This window comes from Streptomyces jeddahensis (assembly GCF_001642995.1).
Taxonomy (GTDB): Bacteria; Actinomycetota; Actinomycetes; order Streptomycetales; family Streptomycetaceae; genus Streptomyces; species Streptomyces jeddahensis.
The window spans coordinates 45,649-63,987 of the sequence record NZ_LOHS01000061.1 but is presented as its reverse complement, the minus strand read 5'-3'; the positions used below and the strand labels follow the sequence as shown (position 1 = coordinate 63,987).

15 protein-coding genes are annotated in these 18,339 nt (G+C 69.3%); 7 read left to right on the top strand and 8 right to left on the bottom strand.

Annotated elements, in window-relative coordinates:
• Window positions 1-5 precede the first annotated feature (5 nt).
• Window positions 6-986 (bottom strand): sigma-70 family RNA polymerase sigma factor, encoded by a 981-nt coding sequence (locus STSP_RS10110; protein WP_067274984.1) that lies wholly within the window; start codon window positions 984-986, stop codon window positions 6-8.
• Window positions 987-1,249: 263 nt separating this feature from the next.
• Here STSP_RS10110 and STSP_RS10105 point away from each other — a divergent pair, with 263 nt between their 5' ends.
• Together STSP_RS10105 and STSP_RS10100 are read left to right on the top strand one after the other, a co-directional pair.
• Window positions 1,250-2,335 carry a type III polyketide synthase gene (locus STSP_RS10105; RefSeq protein WP_067274981.1) on the top strand — a complete coding sequence of 362 codons (1,086 nt, stop codon included), beginning with the start codon at window positions 1,250-1,252 and terminating at the stop codon, window positions 2,333-2,335.
• A gap of 15 nt (window positions 2,336-2,350) precedes the next feature.
• A complete protein-coding gene (locus tag STSP_RS10100) occupies window positions 2,351-2,887 on the top strand; it encodes an isoprenylcysteine carboxyl methyltransferase family protein (RefSeq protein ID WP_067274980.1) in 537 nt (178 codons plus the stop codon).
• A gap of 30 nt (window positions 2,888-2,917) precedes the next feature.
• Here the strand turns inward: STSP_RS10100 and STSP_RS10095 are convergent, their stop codons facing one another.
• Together STSP_RS10095 and STSP_RS10090 are read right to left on the bottom strand one after the other, a co-directional pair.
• A complete protein-coding gene (locus tag STSP_RS10095; RefSeq protein ID WP_067274977.1) occupies window positions 2,918-3,586 on the bottom strand; it encodes a class I SAM-dependent methyltransferase in 669 nt (222 codons plus the stop codon).
• Between the two features lie 35 nt (window positions 3,587-3,621).
• Window positions 3,622-4,797: a site-2 protease family protein gene (locus STSP_RS10090; protein WP_067274974.1), complete on the bottom strand. Its 1,176-nt coding sequence runs from the start codon at window positions 4,795-4,797 to the stop codon at window positions 3,622-3,624.
• 260 nt (window positions 4,798-5,057) lie between these two features.
• Between STSP_RS10090 and STSP_RS10085 the strand changes: the two genes are divergently transcribed.
• The 3 genes from STSP_RS10085 to STSP_RS10075 all read left to right on the top strand — a co-directional run bounded on the left by STSP_RS10085 (window position 5,058) and on the right by STSP_RS10075 (window position 8,312).
• Entirely contained in the window at window positions 5,058-7,040 is a 1,983-nt protein-coding gene (locus tag STSP_RS10085; protein ID WP_067274973.1) for an aconitate hydratase, read from the top strand.
• A gap of 38 nt (window positions 7,041-7,078) precedes the next feature.
• Complete coding sequence (locus STSP_RS10080; protein ID WP_067274968.1) at window positions 7,079-7,492, top strand: DUF2267 domain-containing protein; 414 nt, start codon at window positions 7,079-7,081, stop codon at window positions 7,490-7,492.
• A gap of 115 nt (window positions 7,493-7,607) precedes the next feature.
• Entirely contained in the window at window positions 7,608-8,312 is a 705-nt protein-coding gene (locus STSP_RS10075) for a CBS domain-containing protein (RefSeq protein ID WP_067274966.1), read from the top strand.
• A gap of 263 nt (window positions 8,313-8,575) precedes the next feature.
• Here STSP_RS10075 and kdpC read toward each other — a convergent pair whose 3' ends face one another.
• The 4 genes from kdpC to kdpF are packed head-to-tail and all read right to left on the bottom strand — an operon-like array spanning window position 8,576 to window position 13,096.
• The gene (gene kdpC, locus STSP_RS10070; RefSeq protein ID WP_067275205.1) at window positions 8,576-9,187 is read right to left on the bottom strand and encodes a potassium-transporting ATPase subunit KdpC; all 612 of its coding nucleotides are present in this window, start codon (window positions 9,185-9,187) and stop codon (window positions 8,576-8,578) included.
• Between the two features lie 5 nt (window positions 9,188-9,192).
• Window positions 9,193-11,337 carry a potassium-transporting ATPase subunit KdpB gene (kdpB, locus tag STSP_RS10065; protein WP_067274965.1) on the bottom strand — a complete coding sequence of 715 codons (2,145 nt, stop codon included), beginning with the start codon at window positions 11,335-11,337 and terminating at the stop codon, window positions 9,193-9,195.
• On the bottom strand, window positions 11,334-12,998 hold the full coding sequence (kdpA, locus tag STSP_RS10060; protein ID WP_067274962.1) for a potassium-transporting ATPase subunit KdpA: 1,665 nt from the start codon (window positions 12,996-12,998) through the stop codon (window positions 11,334-11,336). Before kdpA ends, kdpB begins: the two co-directional genes overlap by 4 nt.
• Window positions 12,999-13,006: 8 nt before the next feature.
• Window positions 13,007-13,096 carry a K(+)-transporting ATPase subunit F gene (kdpF, locus tag STSP_RS10055; protein WP_016434100.1) on the bottom strand — a complete coding sequence of 30 codons (90 nt, stop codon included), beginning with the start codon at window positions 13,094-13,096 and terminating at the stop codon, window positions 13,007-13,009.
• Between the two features lie 647 nt (window positions 13,097-13,743).
• Here kdpF and STSP_RS39560 point away from each other — a divergent pair.
• Entirely contained in the window at window positions 13,744-15,228 is a 1,485-nt protein-coding gene (locus STSP_RS39560; RefSeq protein ID WP_232789572.1) for a hypothetical protein, read from the top strand.
• A 523-nt stretch (window positions 15,229-15,751) separates the two neighbouring features.
• On the opposite strand, the gene STSP_RS10045 is transcribed toward STSP_RS39560, so the two are convergent.
• Window positions 15,752-16,165 carry a VOC family protein gene (locus tag STSP_RS10045; protein ID WP_067274959.1) on the bottom strand — a complete coding sequence of 138 codons (414 nt, stop codon included), beginning with the start codon at window positions 16,163-16,165 and terminating at the stop codon, window positions 15,752-15,754.
• 491 nt (window positions 16,166-16,656) lie between these two features.
• Between STSP_RS10045 and STSP_RS10040 the strand changes: the two genes are divergently transcribed.
• Complete coding sequence (locus tag STSP_RS10040; protein ID WP_067274956.1) at window positions 16,657-18,231, top strand: carbohydrate-binding protein; 1,575 nt, start codon at window positions 16,657-16,659, stop codon at window positions 18,229-18,231.
• The last annotated feature ends 108 nt before the right edge of the window (window positions 18,232-18,339 follow it).

Here is an 18,339-nt window from a genome sequence, read left to right as displayed (position 1 = left end):
CGGTCTCAGCCTGCCCACTCCAGCAATCGCTCCCAGCCTTCCGCGGACCTCAACTGCGCAAGCGACTGCTTCTCCAGCTGACGCACCCGTTCGCGGGTGAGGCCCACCTGCTGGGCGACTTCCTCCAAGGTGCGGGGCCGGCCGTCGTGCAAGCCGTAGCGCAGCGAGAGAATCATGGACTCGCGGTAGGGCAGGGCGCCTATCGCCTCGCGGAGTTGCCGGGCGAAGGCGTGGAACTCCGCGACGTCCGCGGCCTGCAGGACCTCGGAGTCCGGGATGAGATCGCCGACCACGGTCTCGCCGTTCTCGCCCACCGGTGTGTCCAGGCTGATGGGTTCGCGGCCCACCCGGCGAAGCCAGATCACCTTGTCCACCGGGATGTCGGCCTCCTCGGCGACTTCCTGGGGTGCGGGCTCCCGGCCGAGACGGAGTTGCAGCCGGCGTTCCACCTTGGCGATCTTGGACAGTTGCTCCACGACATGCACGGGCAACCGCACGGTGCGGGCGTGCTGCGCCAGCCCGCGTTCGATCGCCTGACGGATCCACCAGGTCGCGTACGTCGAGAACTTGAACCCCTTGGTGGGGTCGAACTTCTCGACGGCCCGGATCAGCCCGAGGTTCCCGTCCTGAATGACGTCCAGGAGCGGCAGACCGCGGCGCGCGTGCCGCTTGGCCATGGCCACCACGAGGCGGAGATTGGCCCGGATCATATGGTCCTTGGCCTGCTGGCCGGCGCGGGCCAGCTCCTGCAGGCTGCGCCGCTCTTCCGGCGGCAGAACGCGCTCGCCCGCCTCTTCCTGCCGCAATAGTTCGGCAGCGTCCACCCCGACCCCGATGCGCTGTGCCAGCGTTACTTCCTCCTCCGCACTGAGCAGCGGGGTGGAACCGACCTGCGACAGATACTGGCCGAGCAGATCGGGCTCGTCGTCGGGCTCACCAAGCTCGGTCCAGCGCCGGGCACTGCGAGCCTGAGTCGCCGAAGGCATGTGCCTGTCCTTCCCTGTGTGCGTCGACGCCAGCCGTGTGGTGCGGTGGTGCTCGTCGGGCTGCCGTCGGCCTCCGTGCGGTGGATCGGATGGGCCCGCCCGTTCGTCCGCCGCCGGAAGCGTCTTACGAGTACCCATGCGCCCTGCCGTCGAACTATGGACGGGCGGCCGGTGCGGCGATGGACGTGGCGTGAGGTTGGAGAGGTTGGAGAGGTGCAGAGGGGGAACCCAGACGAAGTCCGCGACGTCGTTCCGGGGTGCCTATGAGTCGTATCGCCGCCGTACACAAGGTTCTGGCACCGTATCGGCATGATCAGCACGAGATCACCGAAATCGCCCAGGCCAGCCTGCCCGGTGTGGATCCGGCGGTTCTCGACCGGCTGCACACCGCGGCGAAGGTCCGGTCCCGCCATACCGTGCTGCCGCTCGACGCGTACGCCTCTCTCGACGACTTCGGCAAGGCCAACGACGCGTTCATCAGCAACGCGGTGGAGATGGGCTCCGATGCCGTCGAGGGCGCGCTGCGGACCGCCGGCATTCCGCCCGACGCCGTGGACCTGCTGATGTTCGCCTCGACGACGGGCATGGCTGCTCCCTCGATCGACGCCCGCCTGGTCGATCTGCTCGGTCTCCGGCCGGATGTCAAACGACTGCCCGTCTTCGGACTCGGATGCGCCGCCGGAGCGGCAGGAATCGCCAGGCTGCACGACTATCTGCGTGGCTGGCCCACACATGTCGCGGTGCTGGTGACGGTCGAACTGTGCTCGCTGACCTTCCAGCGGGACGACACGTCACCGGCCAACCTGGTGGGCAGCGCGCTCTTCGGGGACGGTGCCGCCGCGCTGGTCGCGCAGGGGTGCGAGGCGCACACCAGGGATACGGCGATGCCCCCGGCTGACGGGGACGGACAGGTGGACGGGCCGGTGATCGTGGCCTCCCGCAGCCGTTTCTACCCGGACACGGAGCGGGTCATGGGCTGGGACATCACCAGCGACGGGTTCCACATCGTGCTAGATCCTGGAATTCCCGGGATCGTCCGCGCGCATCTTGCCGCCGACGTCGACGGCTTCCTCGGCGACCACGGCCTGACCAGGCGCGACATCGGGACGTGGATCTGCCATCCTGGCGGACCGAAGGTCCTGGACGCCATCGCCGAGACGCTCGACCTGCCGGACGGAGCCCTCGACGCGAGCTGGGGCTCGCTCGCCGAGGTGGGGAACCTCTCCTCGGCGTCGGTCCTGCACGTGCTGTGGGACACGGCCCGGCGCAGGCCGCCGGCCGGAACATGGGGACTGCTGTCGGCTCTCGGACCCGGTTTCTGTGCCGAACTCGTCCTGCTGCGTTGGTGAGGCGGGACACCGGCGGTGATCTGGTACACGCTGCTCATCGGGGCGGTCGCGGTCGAGCGGCTGGCCGAACTGGTAGTGGCCCGCCGCAACCGTCTCTGGAGCCTGGCCCACGGCGCCGTCGAGGCCGGGCAGCGGCACTACCCGGCCATGGTGCTGCTGCATACCGGTCTGCTCGCCGGATGCCTGACGGAGGTATGGGCGGCCGGCCGTGCGTTCGTGCCCCTCGTGGGCTGGCCGATGCTGGCCGTCGTCATGGCCGCGCAGGGCCTTCGCTGGTGGTGCATCGCCGCGCTGGGCCGGCGGTGGAACACGCGCGTGCTCGTGGTCCCCGGCATGCCTCTGGTGACCAGCGGCCCGTACCGGTGGCTGCGCCACCCGAACTACGCTGCCGTGGTGGCCGAGGGCATCGCTCTGCCGTTGGTGCACAACGCCTGGATGACCGCTGTCGTCTTCACCGTGTGCAATGCCGCGGTGTTGACCGTACGGATCCGCTGTGAGGACGCCGTCCTGGCAACGGCAGGGGCCGCACGCATCGATCACGTCTCGGGGTGACGGGCTGCTCGGACGGCGCCACCCGTGCGGTCATCGGGGAACGGTCTGGGTGACGCGCCACAGGCGGCGGGGCAGTTCGCCCTCCTCGAAGCTGTGGACGTCGTCGAGCTGCCATCCTTCGGTCAGGGCGTCGACGAGGTGGCGGGGGAAGAAGTGGACGGCGAAGCCGCCGTGCTCGTAGATGTCGTCACCGTGGGCGATACCGCCGCCGTAGTGGGCGTCACCCGTGTGCCGGACGGTGTAGACGAAGATGCCGCCGGGCCGCAGGACCCGCCTGACCTCGCCGACCAGGCCGTGGATCTCCTCCGTGGACAACGCCATGCACAGCAGCATGTGCGCGAAGACCGCGTCGACGGAGGCGTCGGGCAGGGGCAGCGGGTCGCGGACGTCGTGCACCACGGTGTCGACCCGCTCGGCCACGCCCTGGGTCTGCGCGGCCTCCTGCAGGTGCGACAGGGCTACGGGGCTGAAGTCGGCGGCCTGCACAGTGAAGCCTTCGCGGGCGAAGTACAGCGCGTCACGGCCGTGCCCCGCGCCCAGCTCGAGCACGTCGCGGGCCCCGGCCGCACGGAAGGCCTCGGCGGCGTGGCGGGCCGGGGCGGACGGCAGGCCGCCGTACATCTCCGGATGGATGCGGTAGGTGCTCTGCCAGTGCTCGCGCTGGACTTGGGCCAGCTGATCGTCTTTCCCGTGTGCCATTGCTTGCCCGTGTGCCCTTGCTTTCCCGTGTGTCATTACGCCGAAGGACCCCACTCGCCCGTACCCGGCCGGTGTGGTGGAGCGTCGCAGGCCGCGCCCGTCCTGTGCCGCTCGACCAGGCGGCCGATGTCGTGCGCGGTGATGATCCCGCCGAGTCGGCCGCCGTCCACGACGAGGATAGGCAGTCCGCCGTCCTCGGAGGCCACGCGGTCCAGGACGCGCTCCAGCTGCTCGTCCGGTGCGGCGACCGTGCACCGTGACATCGGGGTCGCCACATCCCGCACGCGCAGCGACTCCCGCCGCCCGGACGGCACGGCGGCGAGCCGGCGCACCTGCACGACGCCGCTGGGGCGGCCCTCAAAGTCCAGCAGCGGCAGCACGGAATGACCTGCGTGTGCTGCCACCTCGGGCAGGAAGCGGTCCACCGTCAGCCAGTCCGGACCGGTGACCACCGGAGTGGTCATCGCCTCGGCCACCCGTACGCCCCGCACCGCTGTGCCCACCTCGGCCCACCGTCGTTCGGCGGAGGCGATGACCATCACGAACAGGCCGATGAGCGCCAGCCACAACCCGCTCGCCACGCCCCTCAGCAACGCCAGCCAGCCGACCACGGCCAGCGCCGTGCCGACGATCTGCCCACTGCGTCCGGCGGCCCGCTCCCCCCGGTCCCGGTCACCGGTACGCCACCACAGCGCGGCCTGCAGGACCCGGCCTCCGTCCAGCGGTGCGGCGGGCAGCAGGTTGAAGACGCCCAGCATGACGTTCGTCGCGCCCAGCCAGAGCAGCACGGCAACGGGTATCGGCCAGGTCAGCGCCGCGTCCACCATGGCAGCCGTGCCCAGCAGGGCTCCGCCGAGCACCAGGCTGGCGAGCGGCCCGCTGACGGCGACCACGAACGCAGCGCGTGCCGTCGCCGGGCGGTTCATCCGGGTCATCCCGCCCAGCGCCCACAGAGTCATGTCCCGCACCGGGATTCCGGCCCTGCGAGCCGTCAGCGCGTGTGCCGCCTCATGCACCACCAGGCTGGCGAGCAGCAGAAGAGCGCCGAGCACACCGGCGACCGCGTACACGGCCGCGGCCAGGCCGGGCGCGTATCCGGGCAGTGTCCGGCTGGCCAGAGCGTAGGCGAACAGCAGCATCAGCAGCGGCACACTCCAGTGCGCACGCAGCACCACCCCACGCACACTGCCGATCCGGATCGAACCCTTCATCGCCCTCACCTGCCGACGGGAGACGACGCGCGGCCGCCACGGCCGACGAACCGCGATCCGCCCCTCCCTTCACATGGTCCGTCACCGGCCCTCATCACCGGAAACGTCCGACGGCACCACGCACGTCCGGGTCGTGCGGCGAACCGCGCCGCGTTCCGTGCGGCTCGCGGGCGTGATTGCGGGTCGCGGGCGTGTCTGCGGGTACGCGGGGACCGTACTCCGGAGGCTCCGGCCCCGTATCGAGCGCGCGGAGGTGCGGCATGGGCGGCGGACCACGGTCCGGTGGCACGGTGGCGCACCGGCTGATCGAGGACCATCTGGTCGAGGGGCGGATGGTGCCGGGTGAGGAGATCGGCCTGCGTATCGACCAGACCCTCACCCAGGACGCCACCGGGACACTGGTGATGCAGGAACTGGAGGCGCTCGGCCTGGACCGGGTACGTACCGAGGTCAGCGTCCAGTACGTGGATCACAATCTGCTGCAGGCGGACGAGCGCAACGCTGAAGACCACGCCTTTCTGCGCTCGGCGGTACGCCGGTTCGGCATCTGGTACTCCAAGCCCGGCAACGGCGTCTCGCACCCCACCCACATGCAGCGCTTCGGCATCCCGGGCACGACCCTGGCCGGTTCTGACTCCCATACCTGCGCCGCCGGTTCCCTGGGCATGCTCGCGATCGGCGTCGGCGGTCTCGAGGTCGCCCTGGCCATGGCCGGGCAGCCGCTGTATCTGCGTATGCCCGAGATCTGGGGGATACGGCTGACCGGTGCCCTGCCGGAGTGGGTCAGCGCCAAGGACGTGATCCTGGAGATGCTGCGCCGTCACGGAGTCAAGGGCGCGGTGAACCGCATCGTGGAGTACCACGGTCCGGGGCTGGCAGGGCTGACGGCGATGGACCGGCACGTCATCGCGAACATGGGTGCCGAACTCGGCGCGACCACCAGCGTCTTTCCCGCCGACGCAGCGGTGCGCGACTTCCTGCGCACGGAGGGCCGCGAGCAGGACTACACGGACGTCGGCGCCGCATCGGACGCCCGCTACGACCTGCAGGACGAGATCGACCTCTCCACGCTGGAGCCGCTGATCGCCAGGCCCTCCTCGCCCGGCGATGTCGTGCCGGTGCGCGATGTGGCGGGAGAGCGCGTCGATCAGGTGGTGCTCGGATCCTCCGCCAACCCCGGCCTGCGCGACTTCGCCATCGCCGCCGCCATGGTCGAAGGACGGCAGGCCGCGCCCGGAGTCAGCTTCGACGTCAACCCGACCTCGCGGGAGATCCTCCAGGACCTCCTCCGCACGGGGGCGGTCTTCGACCTGATCGCCGCCGGGGCCCGGCTGCACCAGGCGGGATGCCTGGGCTGCATCGGCATGGGCCAGGCACCGGCCGCCGGGAGCAACTCGCTACGGACCTTCCCCCGCAACTTCCCCGGCCGCTCAGGCACCGAGGACGACGCGGTATGGCTGTGCTCCCCGGAGACCGCGGCCGCCTCCGCCCTCACCGGAGCCATCACCGACCCGCGCGACTGGGCCGCTCGGGACGGCGTGACCTACCCCGCCATGGACCTGCCGGAGCGCGCCACGGTCAACACGGCCATGCTCGAGCCGCCGCTGCCCCCGCACGAGGCCGCCGAGGTGGAACTGGAGCGCGGACCCAACATCTCCGCCCTGCCCGACCTCGACCCGCTGCCCGACAGCATCGAGGCCCCGGTCCTGCTCAAGGCGGGCGATCACGTGTCCACCGACGAGATCTCCCCGGCCGGAGCGAAGGCGCTGCCCTTCCGCTCCAACATCCCCAAGCTCGCCGAGTTCACCCTCACCCGCCTCGACCCCGACTACCCGCACCGCGCGGCCCGGCTCCGGGACGCCGGAGGGCACGTCATCGTCGCCGGCGAGAACTGGGGACAGGGCTCCTCCCGGGAGCACGCCGCGATCACCCCGCGCTATCTCGGGCTACGCGTCATCATCGCCAAGTCCTACGCCCGCATCCACTGGCAGAACCTCGCCAACTTCGGCGTACTCGCCCTGGAGTTCGACGACCCCGCCGACTACGACCGCATCACCGCGGGCGACAGGCTGCGGATCGACGGGCTCCGCGCAACCCTCACCCCCGGCACACCGCCGACGCTCCGGGTGCGCAACACCACCCGCAGCGAGGAGTACGCGGTCCATCACCGCCTCTCGGACCGCCAGCGGACAGCCGTCCTGGCCGGCGGCACCATCCCCGCCCTGGCCCATGGGGAGCCGTAGGCACACACTCCGACCGGTAGCGACACGGGAGGCTGCCGATGGACAGGCACCTCTGCGATTACGCGACGTACCTCGCCGCCGTGTGCGAGCGCGGTGGTTACGACGACCGGCAGAGCGCCGAGGACGCCGTTCACATCGTCCTCGGCGTCCTCGGCCGCCGCATCGGACCCGTCATGGCGCGTGAGGTGGCCACCCAGCTCCCCGCGGAAGCCGGTGAGGCCCTCATCGCCGGCTCGGCCGCCACCATGACCTCCTGGGACGTCACCACCTTCGTCACTCGGGTCGCGCACGCGGCAGGCACCCTCGAACAGGAAGCCGCTGCCGATGCCGAGGCCGTGCTCAGCGCCATCACCGACACCGTCAGCGGCACTCAGCTCAAAGGAATCCTCAGCCGCATACCCAGCGACTACGCCGGACTCTTTGACGTTCCCGAACGAGTCGAACCGACCTGAGGACGTGGCCTTCCACCGCGCAGCACGGCTCGCAGCACTGCGGGCATGCCCCGTCCCTTCAGTGGAACCCGAAGGGAAAGGCCCGGCCCAGCAGCAAAGAGGGAAGGTGGGAGCCATGCCCACACGGCTGATGGACAGGCAGGAGGTACGCCGTCTCGCCGAGGAGGGTGCGCAGCTGGTGGAGGTGCTGCCGCGGGAGGAGTACGACGACATGCATCTGCCCGGCGCGCTGCACATCTGGCTGCGGGAGCTGGACCGCGAGGCGACGGCACGGCTCGACCCGGACAGGCCGGTGGTCGTGTACTGCTGGGACTGGATGTGCGACATGAGCCCGCGGGCCGCGGCCCGCCTGGAGCAGCTCGGCTTCCAGCAGGTCTACGACTACGTGCCCGGCAAGGCCGACTGGCTGGCCGCCGGGCTGCCCGCGGAGGGCCGTACCGCTCAGGCCCTGTCCGCCGGGGACGTGGCGCAGCGCGAGGTGCTCACCTGCGCAGCGGACCAGCCGGTGGACGACGTCCTGGCACGGATGCGGGACACGGGGCACAGCGTGTGCGTGGTGGTCGACGATCAGCGGGTCGTCACCGGTCTCCTGCGCCGGCGCGACGCCGAGGCACACGCGGGGAGCACCGCGGAACAGGCGCTGCGCTCCGGACCGGCGACGGTACGGGCACACGAACCTCTGGGCCCGCTGCTTCAGCGAATGGAGCGGGCGCGGGTGCACACCGTCCTGGTCACCGACCCCGAGGGACGCCTGCTCGGTCTGGTGGACCGCACGTCCGGCGAACAGGCACTGAAGCAGGGCCACGCCGTGGCCGCCTGAGAGCGGAAGGACCCTGGGCGGGTCCGCACGCCTAGAACTGTCCGTCCGCTTGAAGGCCGTGGCCGAGAATGCGGCACCGGCAGTTGTCGCAGATCGGTGCCAGTCTCTGGGCGGTGCACTCGATGCTGTCGAAGGTGTGGACGGCTCCAGCGAGCTGCGCCGATGCCTGCCGTTGCGCGGGTGCTGGTCGACGACGCGCGGGACCGCGGCGGGAGCCGACGGATCCGGGACTCCCGGCCCGTCGACTCCCGGCGGTGAGGTCATCAGTTTCCGGCCAGTTCCTTCAGCGCGATGTTGAGTTCGAGGACGTTGACCCGGGACTCGCCCAGGAAACCGGCCGTACGGCCCTGGGTGTGGTCCTCGACCAGCTTCTCGACCGCCTCCGTCGAGAGCCCGTTCGCCGCGGCGACCCGCTTGACCTGGATCTGGGCGTACGCCGGGGAGATGTCGGGGTCGATCGCAGAGGCGGAGCCGGTGACGGCGTCCTTGGGGACCTCCGACTCGGGTACGCCGTTGAACGCGGCGACCTGCTCCTTCGCCTCCTTCACCGCCTTGACCAACCGCGGGTCGCTGGCCCCGAGCTGGCTGGAGCCGGTGGCCAGCGGGTCGTAGCCACTGTGGGACGGGCGGCCCTGGAACCACTTGGGGTCGGGCTTGTCGGTGCCCTCGATGTTCCAGCTCTGCCCGATCAGTTGCGAGCCGACCTCCTGGCCGTCGACCTTGACCATCGAGCCGTTGGCCTGGTCGTGGAAGGCCAGTTGCCCGATGCCGGTCACGGCCAGCGGGTACAGGACGCCGGTCACCACGGTGAGGACGAGGAGCATGCGCAGGGCGGCCCACGCCAGGCGCGCGGTGTTCACTACGGAGTTGTTCATGTCCTTCACCGGATCCCGGGGATCAGCGAGATGAGCAGATCGATGATCTTGATGCCGACGAACGGGGCGACCAGCCCGCCCAGGCCGTAGATGCCGAGGTTGCGGCGCAGCATCCGGTCCGCGCTCATCGGCCGGTACTGCACGCCGCGCAGGGCGAGCGGTACGAGCGCGATGATGATCAGCGCGTTGAAGATGACGGCCGACAGGATCGCCGACTCGGGCGAGGCCAGGCCCATGATGTTGAGCTTGTCGAGCGACGGGTACGCCACCGCGAACATCGCCGGGATGATCGCGAAGTACTTCGCGACGTCGTTGGCGATCGAGAACGTCGTCAACGCGCCCCGGGTGATGAGGAGTTGCTTGCCGATCTCGACGATCTCGATGAGCTTGGTCGGGTTGGAGTCGAGGTCCACCATGTTCCCGGCCTCCTTGGCGGCCGAGGTACCGGTGTTCATCGCCACGCCGACGTCCGCCTGGGCCAGCGCGGGCGCGTCGTTCGTACCGTCGCCGGTCATCGCGACGAGCTTGCCGCCCGCCTGCTCCCGTTTGATGAGAGCCATCTTGTCCTCGGGCGTGGCCTCCGCGAGGAAGTCGTCGACGCCGGCCTCCTCGGCGATCGCCTTGGCGGTCAGCGGGTTGTCACCCGTGATCATGACGGTCTTGATGCCCATGCGGCGCAGCTGTTCGAACCGCTCGCGCATGCCGTCCTTGACGACGTCCTTGAGGTGGATGACACCGAGAACCCGTGCCCCCACCTCGTCCTCGACGGCCACGAGCAGCGGCGTACCGCCCGCCTCGGAGATCCGGTTCGCGATCCCGTCCGCGTCCTCGGCGACCGAGCCGCCCTGCTCCCGGACCCAGGCGATGACCGAACCGACGGCGCCCTTGCGGATCCTGTGCCCGTCGACGTCCACACCGGACATCCGCGTCTGGGCGGTGAACCCGATCCACTCGGCGTGCGCCAGCTCGCCCTGGTGCCGCTCGCGCAGCCCATACTTCTCTTTCGCCAGTACGACGACGGAGCGGCCCTCGGGCGTCTCGTCGGCCAGCGACGACAGCTGTGCGGCGTCCGCGAGTTCGGCCTCCGTCGCCCCGCGCACCGGCACGAACCCGGCGGCCTGCCGGTTGCCGAGCGTGATGGTGCCGGTCTTGTCGAGCAGCAACGTCGACACGTCGCCGGCGGCCTCGACCGCACGGCCCGACATGGCGAGGACGTTGCGCTGCACCAGCCGGTCCATGCCCGCGATGCCGATCGCGGACAGGAGTGCGCCGATCGTGGTCGGGATCAGGCAGACCAGCAGTGCGGTCAGCACGATGAGCGAGGTCTGCTTGTCGGCCCCGGCGTAGATCGCGAACGGCTTCAGCGTCACCACGGCGAGCAGGAAGACGATCGTGAGCGACGCGAGCAGGATGTTCAGCGCGATCTCGTTCGGCGTCTTCTGCCGGGCCGCGCCCTCGACCAGGTTGATCATCCGGTCGATGAAGGTCTCGCCGGGCCTCGTCGTGATCTTGATGACGATGCGGTCGGACAGCACCTTCGTACCGCCCGTCACCGCAGACCGGTCGCCGCCGGACTCGCGGATGACGGGGGCCGATTCACCCGTGATCGCCGACTCGTCGACGCTCGCCACGCCCTCGACGACGTCACCGTCGCCGGGGATGACGTCGCCGGCCTCGCAGACGACCAGATCGCCGACGCGCAGCTCGGTGCCGGGCACCCGCTCCTCGGACGTGCCGTCCCTGAGGAGACGCCGGGCGACGGTGTCGGTCTTGGCCTTGCGCAGGGTGTCGGCCTGCGCCTTGCCGCGGCCCTCGGCCACCGCCTCCGCGAGGTTGGCGAAGACCACGGTCAGCCACAGCCAGGCGGCGATGACCCAGCCGAACCAGTCGCCTGGGTCCTTGATCGCCAGCACGGTGGTGACGATCGAGCCGACCAGCACCACGAACATCACGGGCGACTTGATCATCACTCGGGGGTCGAGCTTGCGGAAGGCGTCCGGCAGCGACGTGACCAGCTGCTTGGGGTCGAAGAGGCCCGCGCCCACACGGCCCTCCGGTGTCTTGGGCCCGGTCCGTACGTCCGGGTGCGGTGCCCGGGTCGGGTTAACCGTCGACATCGAGTCCTCTTGCTCGTTGGTGTCGGTGGTCATGCCGCCAGCCCCTCGGCGAGCGGGCCCAGCGCCAGTGCCGGGAAGAAGGTCAGACCGGTGATGATCAGGATCGCGCCCACGAGGAGGCCGGTGAACAGCGGCTTCTCCGTGCGCAGCGTTCCGGCGGTGGCGGGGACGGGCTGCTGTTCGGCGAGCGAGCCGGCCAGGGCCAGCACGAACACCATCGGCAGGAAGCGGCCCAGCGCCATGCACAGGCCCAGCGTCGTGTTGAAGAACGGGGTGTTGGCGCCGAATCCCGCGAACGCTGAACCGTTGTTGTTGGATGCGGAGGTGTACGCGTACAGCACCTCGGAGAATCCGTGCGCCCCGATGTTGGTCATGGCCTCCTTGCCGTCGGGCAGGGCCATCGCGACCGCGGTGCCGATCAGCACCAGCGCGGGCGTGATGAGGATGTAGCAGGCGGCCAGCTTGATCTCGCGGGTGCCGATCTTCTTGCCCAGGTACTCCGGCGTGCGGCCGACCATCAGACCGGCGATGAACACGGCGATGACCGCCATGATCAGCATGCCGTAGAGGCCGGAGCCGACACCGCCGGGCGCGATCTCGCCGATCATCATGCCCAGCAGCAGCACACCGCCGGACAGCCCCTGGAAGGAGTCGTGGAAGGAGTTGACCGACCCGGTCGAGGTCATCGTCGTCGACACCGCGAAGAGGGAAGACGGGCCTTCGCCGAACCGCTGCTCCTTGCCCTCCATCGAACCGCCTGCGATCTGCGAGGCGGTGCCCGGGTGGGCGTACTCGATCCACGTCACCGCGACGACGGCGAGGAACCAGATGATGCCCATCGCGGCGACGATGGCGTACCCCTGCTTCACGTTGCCGACCATCTTCCCGAAGGTGCGCGGCAGCGAGAACGGGATCACCAGCAGCAGGAAGATCTCCAGCAGGTTGGTGAAGCCGTTGGGGTTCTCGAACGGGTGCGCCGAGTTGGCGTTGAAGAAGCCGCCGCCGTTGGTGCCCAGGTCCTTGATGGCCTCCTGCGAGGCAACGGCGCCGGGGCTGATGGCCTGCTTGTCACCGGTGAGCGTGATGATCGTGTGGATGTCGCCGAAGTTCTGGATGACACCCGCCGCGATCAGCACCACGGCCGCGACCACGGAGATGGGGATCAGGATGCGGACGGTGCCGCGCACCAGGTCCGCCCAGAAGTTGCCCAGGTCCCCGGTGCGGGACCGGGCGAAGCCGCGCACCAGCGCCACCGCGACGGCCATGCCGACGGCCGCCGACACGAAGTTCTGCACGGCCAGCCCGGCGGTCTGGGTGACGTGGCTCATCGCCACCTCGCCCGAGTACGACTGCCAGTCGGTGTTCGACACGAACGACACGGCCGTGTTGAACGCCTGGTCCGGGCTGATCGGCTTGAAGCCGAGGGACAGCGGCAGCTTGTCCTGCACCCGCTGCAGCAGGTACAGGAACAGCACGCTGACCGCAGAGAAGGCGAGCACTCCCCGCAGGTACGCGGGCCAGCGCATCTCCGCGTCGGGGTTCGCGCCCATCGAGCGGTAGATCCACTTCTCGACCCGCAGGTGCCTCCCGGACGCGTAGACGGCGGCCATGTAGTCGCCGAAGGGGCGGTGCACCAGGGCCAGCGCCGCTATCAGCGCGGTCACCTGTAGCACGTCAGCAAGTACGGGGCTCATGTCGCGGCTCAGAACCTCTCCGGAAAGATCAGGGCGAGGACGAGATAGCCCAGCAGAGCGACGGCCACGACCAGGCCGACGATGTTCTCGGCGGTCACAGCTTCGCCACCCCCTTGGCGACGAGAGCCACCAGCGCGAACACCGCGATCGTGGCGACGACGAAGGCCAGGTCGGCCATCGTGAACTCCTGGATGAGGTTCGAATCGAATGGATCGGACCGCTTCAGGAAAGCCCGCGCACCGCCCGGTTTCGACCACCCTTAACGGCTCCCATACGGCGGCCCGCTCGCCTTTGACGCAGCTCATACGCCGGGCGCTCCGACCTCGATGCGCTGTCGACGCCGGTGCGTCGTTCGGCCGTTACCTGCGCAGCCCGGGACGCCAGGAGCCGTGAACTGTCGCTCATTCCGCGACAACTTCTCGCGGAATTCGACCTGGCCGGCGCCTCGGCCTCGACGCGCGGGCCAAGTCCACTGCACAAGGACGCGCGCAGACGATGTCGCTGCGCGCCTCCGTCACCGCCGACCTGTACGTCGGCAACGTACGGCTGCCCGCCTCGCCCGGCTGCCACCCACATGAGTTCGGCGCCTCCGGTCGCAGGCTCCAACGGATCATCACAAACTCTAGGTCAAATGTGCGAATACAACCCCGCGCCCGGCGCCATTCCACACCTATGATCTACGCGCTTTACGCATTTGGCATGTTCCAGACGAGACATGCCTCGGTCCACTTCATGGAAGGTGCGCGTGGCGCCCATACGAAGATTCAGACGACTGGCCGTGGTCGTGGCCGTAGCCGCCCTGTTCGCCGGGCTGACGGGACAGCCGGCGACGGCGGCGGACACACCCACGGTGACGCAACTGACGCTCAGCGGCGACCAGTTCAAGATGACGGACACCAGTTATGCCGCTGCGACGAACAACCTCTACACCAACTACCTGACGGACCACGCCAGCCTGACGGACGTCATCACCACGAACTACACCACGAACTCGTCGGGCGCCACCGACTCCTGGCTGAACCTGCGCTCGATGCGGGCCTGCTCCGGGAACGAGACCGAGGCACTGCCGCCGGTGACCACCAAGGTCGCCTGGTGCTGGTCCTCGGCGCACGCCGACGACACGACTCAGCACTGGTACCCGCAGGGCCTGAGCACCACCGGCACGGCCGACGGCGGCGACGGCGCGATCCAGGGCGAGCACGTCGCCGCGGTCTCCTGGCACTACGAGACGCTGTCCGGGGAGACCTCCAGCGGCTGCAAGACGGACAACCTGCTGAAGCTGACCTTCATCGACCGCGACACCGGCAAGTACCGCCACGTCCTGCTCGCCGAGCCGACCAGCACCTCGTCGAGCGCGTCGAACTTCAAGTTCGTCACCGGCCACGGCGGTGGCATCGTCTGGTACGCCAACTACATCTACGTCACGGACACCGCGCACGGCATCCGGGTGTTCGACATCAACAAGCTCGCCAAGGTCGACGACTACGGCTCCGGCGTCGACACCTACGGCATCACCGGCGGCCGTTCCAGCGCGTGCGGCTACCCGTACGTGCTGCCCGAGGTGCACTACTACCAGCAGTCGGGCACACCCACCGCGTGCGACTCCGACGCGAACGCCGGCACCCTCGACCCCGACCACCTCTGCTACTCCTGGCTCTCCCTCGACAAGACCGGCGGCAGCCCGTACAAGCTGGTCACCGGCGAGTGGTACGGCGGGGTCGACGGCGGCCGCGTGGTGCGCTACCAGCTCAACCCGACGAGTTCCTCGACCTACCCCGGGCTCCTCAACATGTCCGGCGGCAAGACCGTCATCCAGGACGCCTACGCCGCCTCCCGCTACCGGGGGCTGCAGGGCGGCATGACCTGGACCGACGACCAGGGCGTGCTCAACTTCGCCTTCCACAAGGGCTGCGGCACCCAGCCCGGCGTGTATTCCCACACATGGATCGGCGACACCAGAGCCGGGACGACCTGCGCGGCCGGGGGCAACTGGGCGGCCGGGCCGCCGCAGGCCCTGAGCTACTGGCCGAAGCTCGACACGACCCAGGTCGACGAGTTGTGGGGGCTGACCGAGGGCATCTGCTGGAGCCCGAGCGACCCGCGGTACGACGAGCACACGCCGACGAGCACGCTGGACGCCTGCTACGGCTACAACGGCTCGACGACCTCGTCCCTGCGCACGGTCTTCGCCGTCGGCTTCACCGACCCGGCGGTCCAGGACCTGCACTGACCTGACGTACGTCGGGCGGGTTCTGCTCCGGTGCCGTACTGCACCGGAGCAGGCCCCGAAGAACAGCGCGCCTCAGCCGGAACCGGCTCCGACTCCTCCTCGGCCTCTCCGCCGCACACCGGGCGACAGGAGCCCGTGGCCCCCGAGAGCTGACCGCCGAGGACATCCGCGCCACGATGACCGACTTCGCCACCGCTCGCAAGGGCCGTCGACGTCGGCTTCGCCGGACCCGAGGGTCGGCGGCAAACCGGCTACACCGACTACCTCACCGTGCCCACCGCCGGCCAGAAGACGGATGTCACTGCGGGACGCGGCGCGATCGGGGTGCGGCCGACTGGTAGGTACATCGCTGCTGTACGCGGAAGTCCTGGACGCCCAAGGTCACCAGGCTCACCTGCTGGTCCATGCATCGCCCCCCATGCGCCGGTCGGAGATCGCCATCCGGCCGCAACGCTTCCGCCACGGCAGAGCGGACGTCGCCTGATGCGGCATCAGCCGACCGGGTCACCGCGGATGGCTTCATTCAGGTCCGTGGTTGGATGATGTCGACCATCCAGGGGACGCCGAAGCGGTCCGTGCACATGCCGAACACGTCGCCCCACATCTGCTTCTCCAGCGGAACGGACACAGAGCCGCCGGCGGACAGCTTCTCCCAGTAGCCGCGCAGCTCGGCGTCGCCGTCACCGCTGAGACTCACCGAGAAGTTGTTGCCCGCTGTGCGCTCCATGCCCGGTGGGGTGTCGGCGCCCATCAGGGTGAAGCCGCTGGGGGTCTCCAGCATGGCGTGCATGATCTTGTCGGCCTCCGGCGTGCCCTGCTGGCCGTACTCGCCGAAGGTGTTGAGCGTCAGCGTGCCGCCGAACACCTCCTTGTAGAACTCCATCGCCTGCCGGGCATCGCCGCCGAAGCTGAGATACGGGTTGAGTCGCGAGACCATGAGAATCTCCCGGAACGGGGCAATTGGTCGGACCTGCGCAGAATAGCGCGGCCACTGACAGGCGGCCTGGATTAGCAGCAGCCGACCCGGCCGCCGTACCAGTTCGCCCCGGCGGCGACCCGCCGCCCGCCCCGAGCCTGACCCAACGCGACGACGATCCACCCATCCCAACCGTCGTTCATGTCCGTGAATAAGAATCAAGTACGAGTCTATTGACGCGTTCACAGCAAGGCCCCTACGGTCCCGAGAAAGCGCTTTCCCGATCCCCATCCCTCGGCTGCGATGTCCGACTGTCCCGCCGTTCATGTCGTCGAACCGGCCGGACGTCGCAGCTGGAGCCGCCGCTGAAAGGGGTCAGCCCCATGCATCTGCTCTCCAGGCGCCAGGCCCGATCGCCCCCGCGCTGTCACCTCTGGGAAGAGGGCACGGAAGAGCCGTTCACCGAACCCCTGGTCAGACAACCCAACCCCCCAACCCCCTGGAGAAAAACGATGCAACCGAGACCCGTCATCGCCTGCGTCAGCCTCCTGGCCGGCACACTCGTCGCGCTGTCCGGCACCACGGCGCAGGCCGCAAGCACCCGTTACGAGGCCGAGAACTCACCGGCGGTCTGCACCGGCACCATCGACTCCGACTGGGCCGGCTACTCCGGCAGTGGCTTCTGCAACGGCACCAACGCGGTCGGCGCCTACGCACAGTTCACGGTGAACGCGCCCGCCTCGGGCACGGCGACACTGACGGTCCGCTTCGCCAACGGAACCACCACCGCTCGGCCCGCGGACGTCACGGTGAACGGCTCGGCGGCCACGTCGGCGTCGTTCGAGAGCACCAGCACATGGGAGTCGTGGACGACGAAGACGCTCACGGTGCCGGTGAGTTCGGGCAGCAACACCATCCGGATCAGCCCCACCAGCTCGGCCGGCCTCCCCAACATCGACTACCTCGCTGTCGAGGTGAGCGACACCACCACACCGCCGTCGAGCAACGCGTTATACGTGGCGCCCAACGGAACCGACAGCGCGGCCGGAACGCAGTCCGCCCCCACGACACTCACCTCGGCGATCAGCCGTATCTCCTCCGGCGGCACGATCTACCTGCGCGGAGGGACGTACAACTACTCGTCGACGGTCACCATCCCGGTGGGCAACAACGGCACGTCGAGTGCCCGAACGAAGCTGTCCGCCTACCCGGGCGAGAAGCCGGTGCTGAACTTCTCGGCGCAGAGCGAGGGTTCGTCGAACCGCGGACTTCAGGTGATGGGGTCGTACTGGCATGTCTACGGTATCGTCGTCGAGCGGGCCGGGGACAACGGCATCTTCGTCGGCGGCAGCAACAACGTCATCGAGCGCACGGTGACGCGCTACAACCGCGACACGGGCCTGCAACTCGGGCGGATCTCCTCCACCACCCCGACCAGCCAGTGGCCGTCCAACAACCTCATCCTCAGCGCCGAATCGCACGACAACGCCGACTCCGACGGTGAGGACGCCGACGGCTTCGCGGCGAAGCTCACCTCCGGCACCGGGAACGTCTTCCGCTACGCCGTCGCGCACAACAACATCGACGACGGCTGGGACCTGTACACCTACGCCGACGAGGACCCCATCGGCCCGGTGACCATCGAGGACTCCCTCTCCTACGAGAACGGCACCCTCAGCGACGGCTCGCAGGCCGGCAACGGCGACCGCAACGGCTACAAGCTCGGCGGCGAGGACGTTCCGGTCAACCACGTCGTCCAGCGCAGCTTCGCCGTCGACAACGGCAAGCACGGGTTCACCTACAACAGCAACCCGGGCACGATGACGATCTCGAACAACGTCAGCATCGACAACACCGAACGCAACTTCAACTTCGACGCCGGCACCTCGGTCTTCCGCAACAACACCTCATGCCGCAGCAGCAGCGGGACCAACGACCGGATCATCGGGAACGCCGACAGCTCGAACCAGTTCTGGTCCGGCACGAACGGCTCCCGCTGCTCCTCCTACAGCGGAGCCCTGGGCTGGTCCTTCGCCACGGACGGCCGCCTCGTCGTCACCTTCGGCGGCAATGCGGTAACGCCGTAACCGGCAGACTCGTGGGCCGTCGGGCGAACGGGTCAAAGGCGCTGACGCAGTCGGGTATCAGATCGGCCACGGCCCAGACCGGCCCATCCGCTTCGTCCGGGTGGGCCG

Bases quoted from the DNA above. Each gene is read 5' to 3' on its own strand.
- STSP_RS10110 (WP_067274984.1), bottom strand. From the start codon at position 986: ATGCCTTCGGCGACTCAGGCTCGCAGTGCCCGGCGCTGGACCGAGCTT.
- STSP_RS10105 (WP_067274981.1), top strand. From the start codon at position 1,250: ATGAGTCGTATCGCCGCCGTACACAAGGTTCTGGCACCGTATCGGCAT.
- STSP_RS10095 (WP_067274977.1), bottom strand. From the start codon at position 3,586: ATGGCACACGGGAAAGACGATCAGCTGGCCCAAGTCCAGCGCGAGCAC.
- STSP_RS10090 (WP_067274974.1), bottom strand. From the start codon at position 4,797: ATGAAGGGTTCGATCCGGATCGGCAGTGTGCGTGGGGTGGTGCTGCGT.
- STSP_RS10085 (WP_067274973.1), top strand. From the start codon at position 5,058: ATGGGCGGCGGACCACGGTCCGGTGGCACGGTGGCGCACCGGCTGATC.
- STSP_RS10080 (WP_067274968.1), top strand. From the start codon at position 7,079: ATGGACAGGCACCTCTGCGATTACGCGACGTACCTCGCCGCCGTGTGC.
- STSP_RS10075 (WP_067274966.1), top strand. From the start codon at position 7,608: ATGCCCACACGGCTGATGGACAGGCAGGAGGTACGCCGTCTCGCCGAG.
- kdpC (WP_067275205.1), bottom strand. From the start codon at position 9,187: ATGAACAACTCCGTAGTGAACACCGCGCGCCTGGCGTGGGCCGCCCTG.
- kdpB (WP_067274965.1), bottom strand. From the start codon at position 11,337: ATGACCACCGACACCAACGAGCAAGAGGACTCGATGTCGACGGTTAAC.
- kdpA (WP_067274962.1), bottom strand. From the start codon at position 12,998: ATGAGCCCCGTACTTGCTGACGTGCTACAGGTGACCGCGCTGATAGCG.
- STSP_RS10045 (WP_067274959.1), bottom strand. From the start codon at position 16,165: ATGGTCTCGCGACTCAACCCGTATCTCAGCTTCGGCGGCGATGCCCGG.
- STSP_RS10040 (WP_067274956.1), top strand. From the start codon at position 16,657: ATGCAACCGAGACCCGTCATCGCCTGCGTCAGCCTCCTGGCCGGCACA.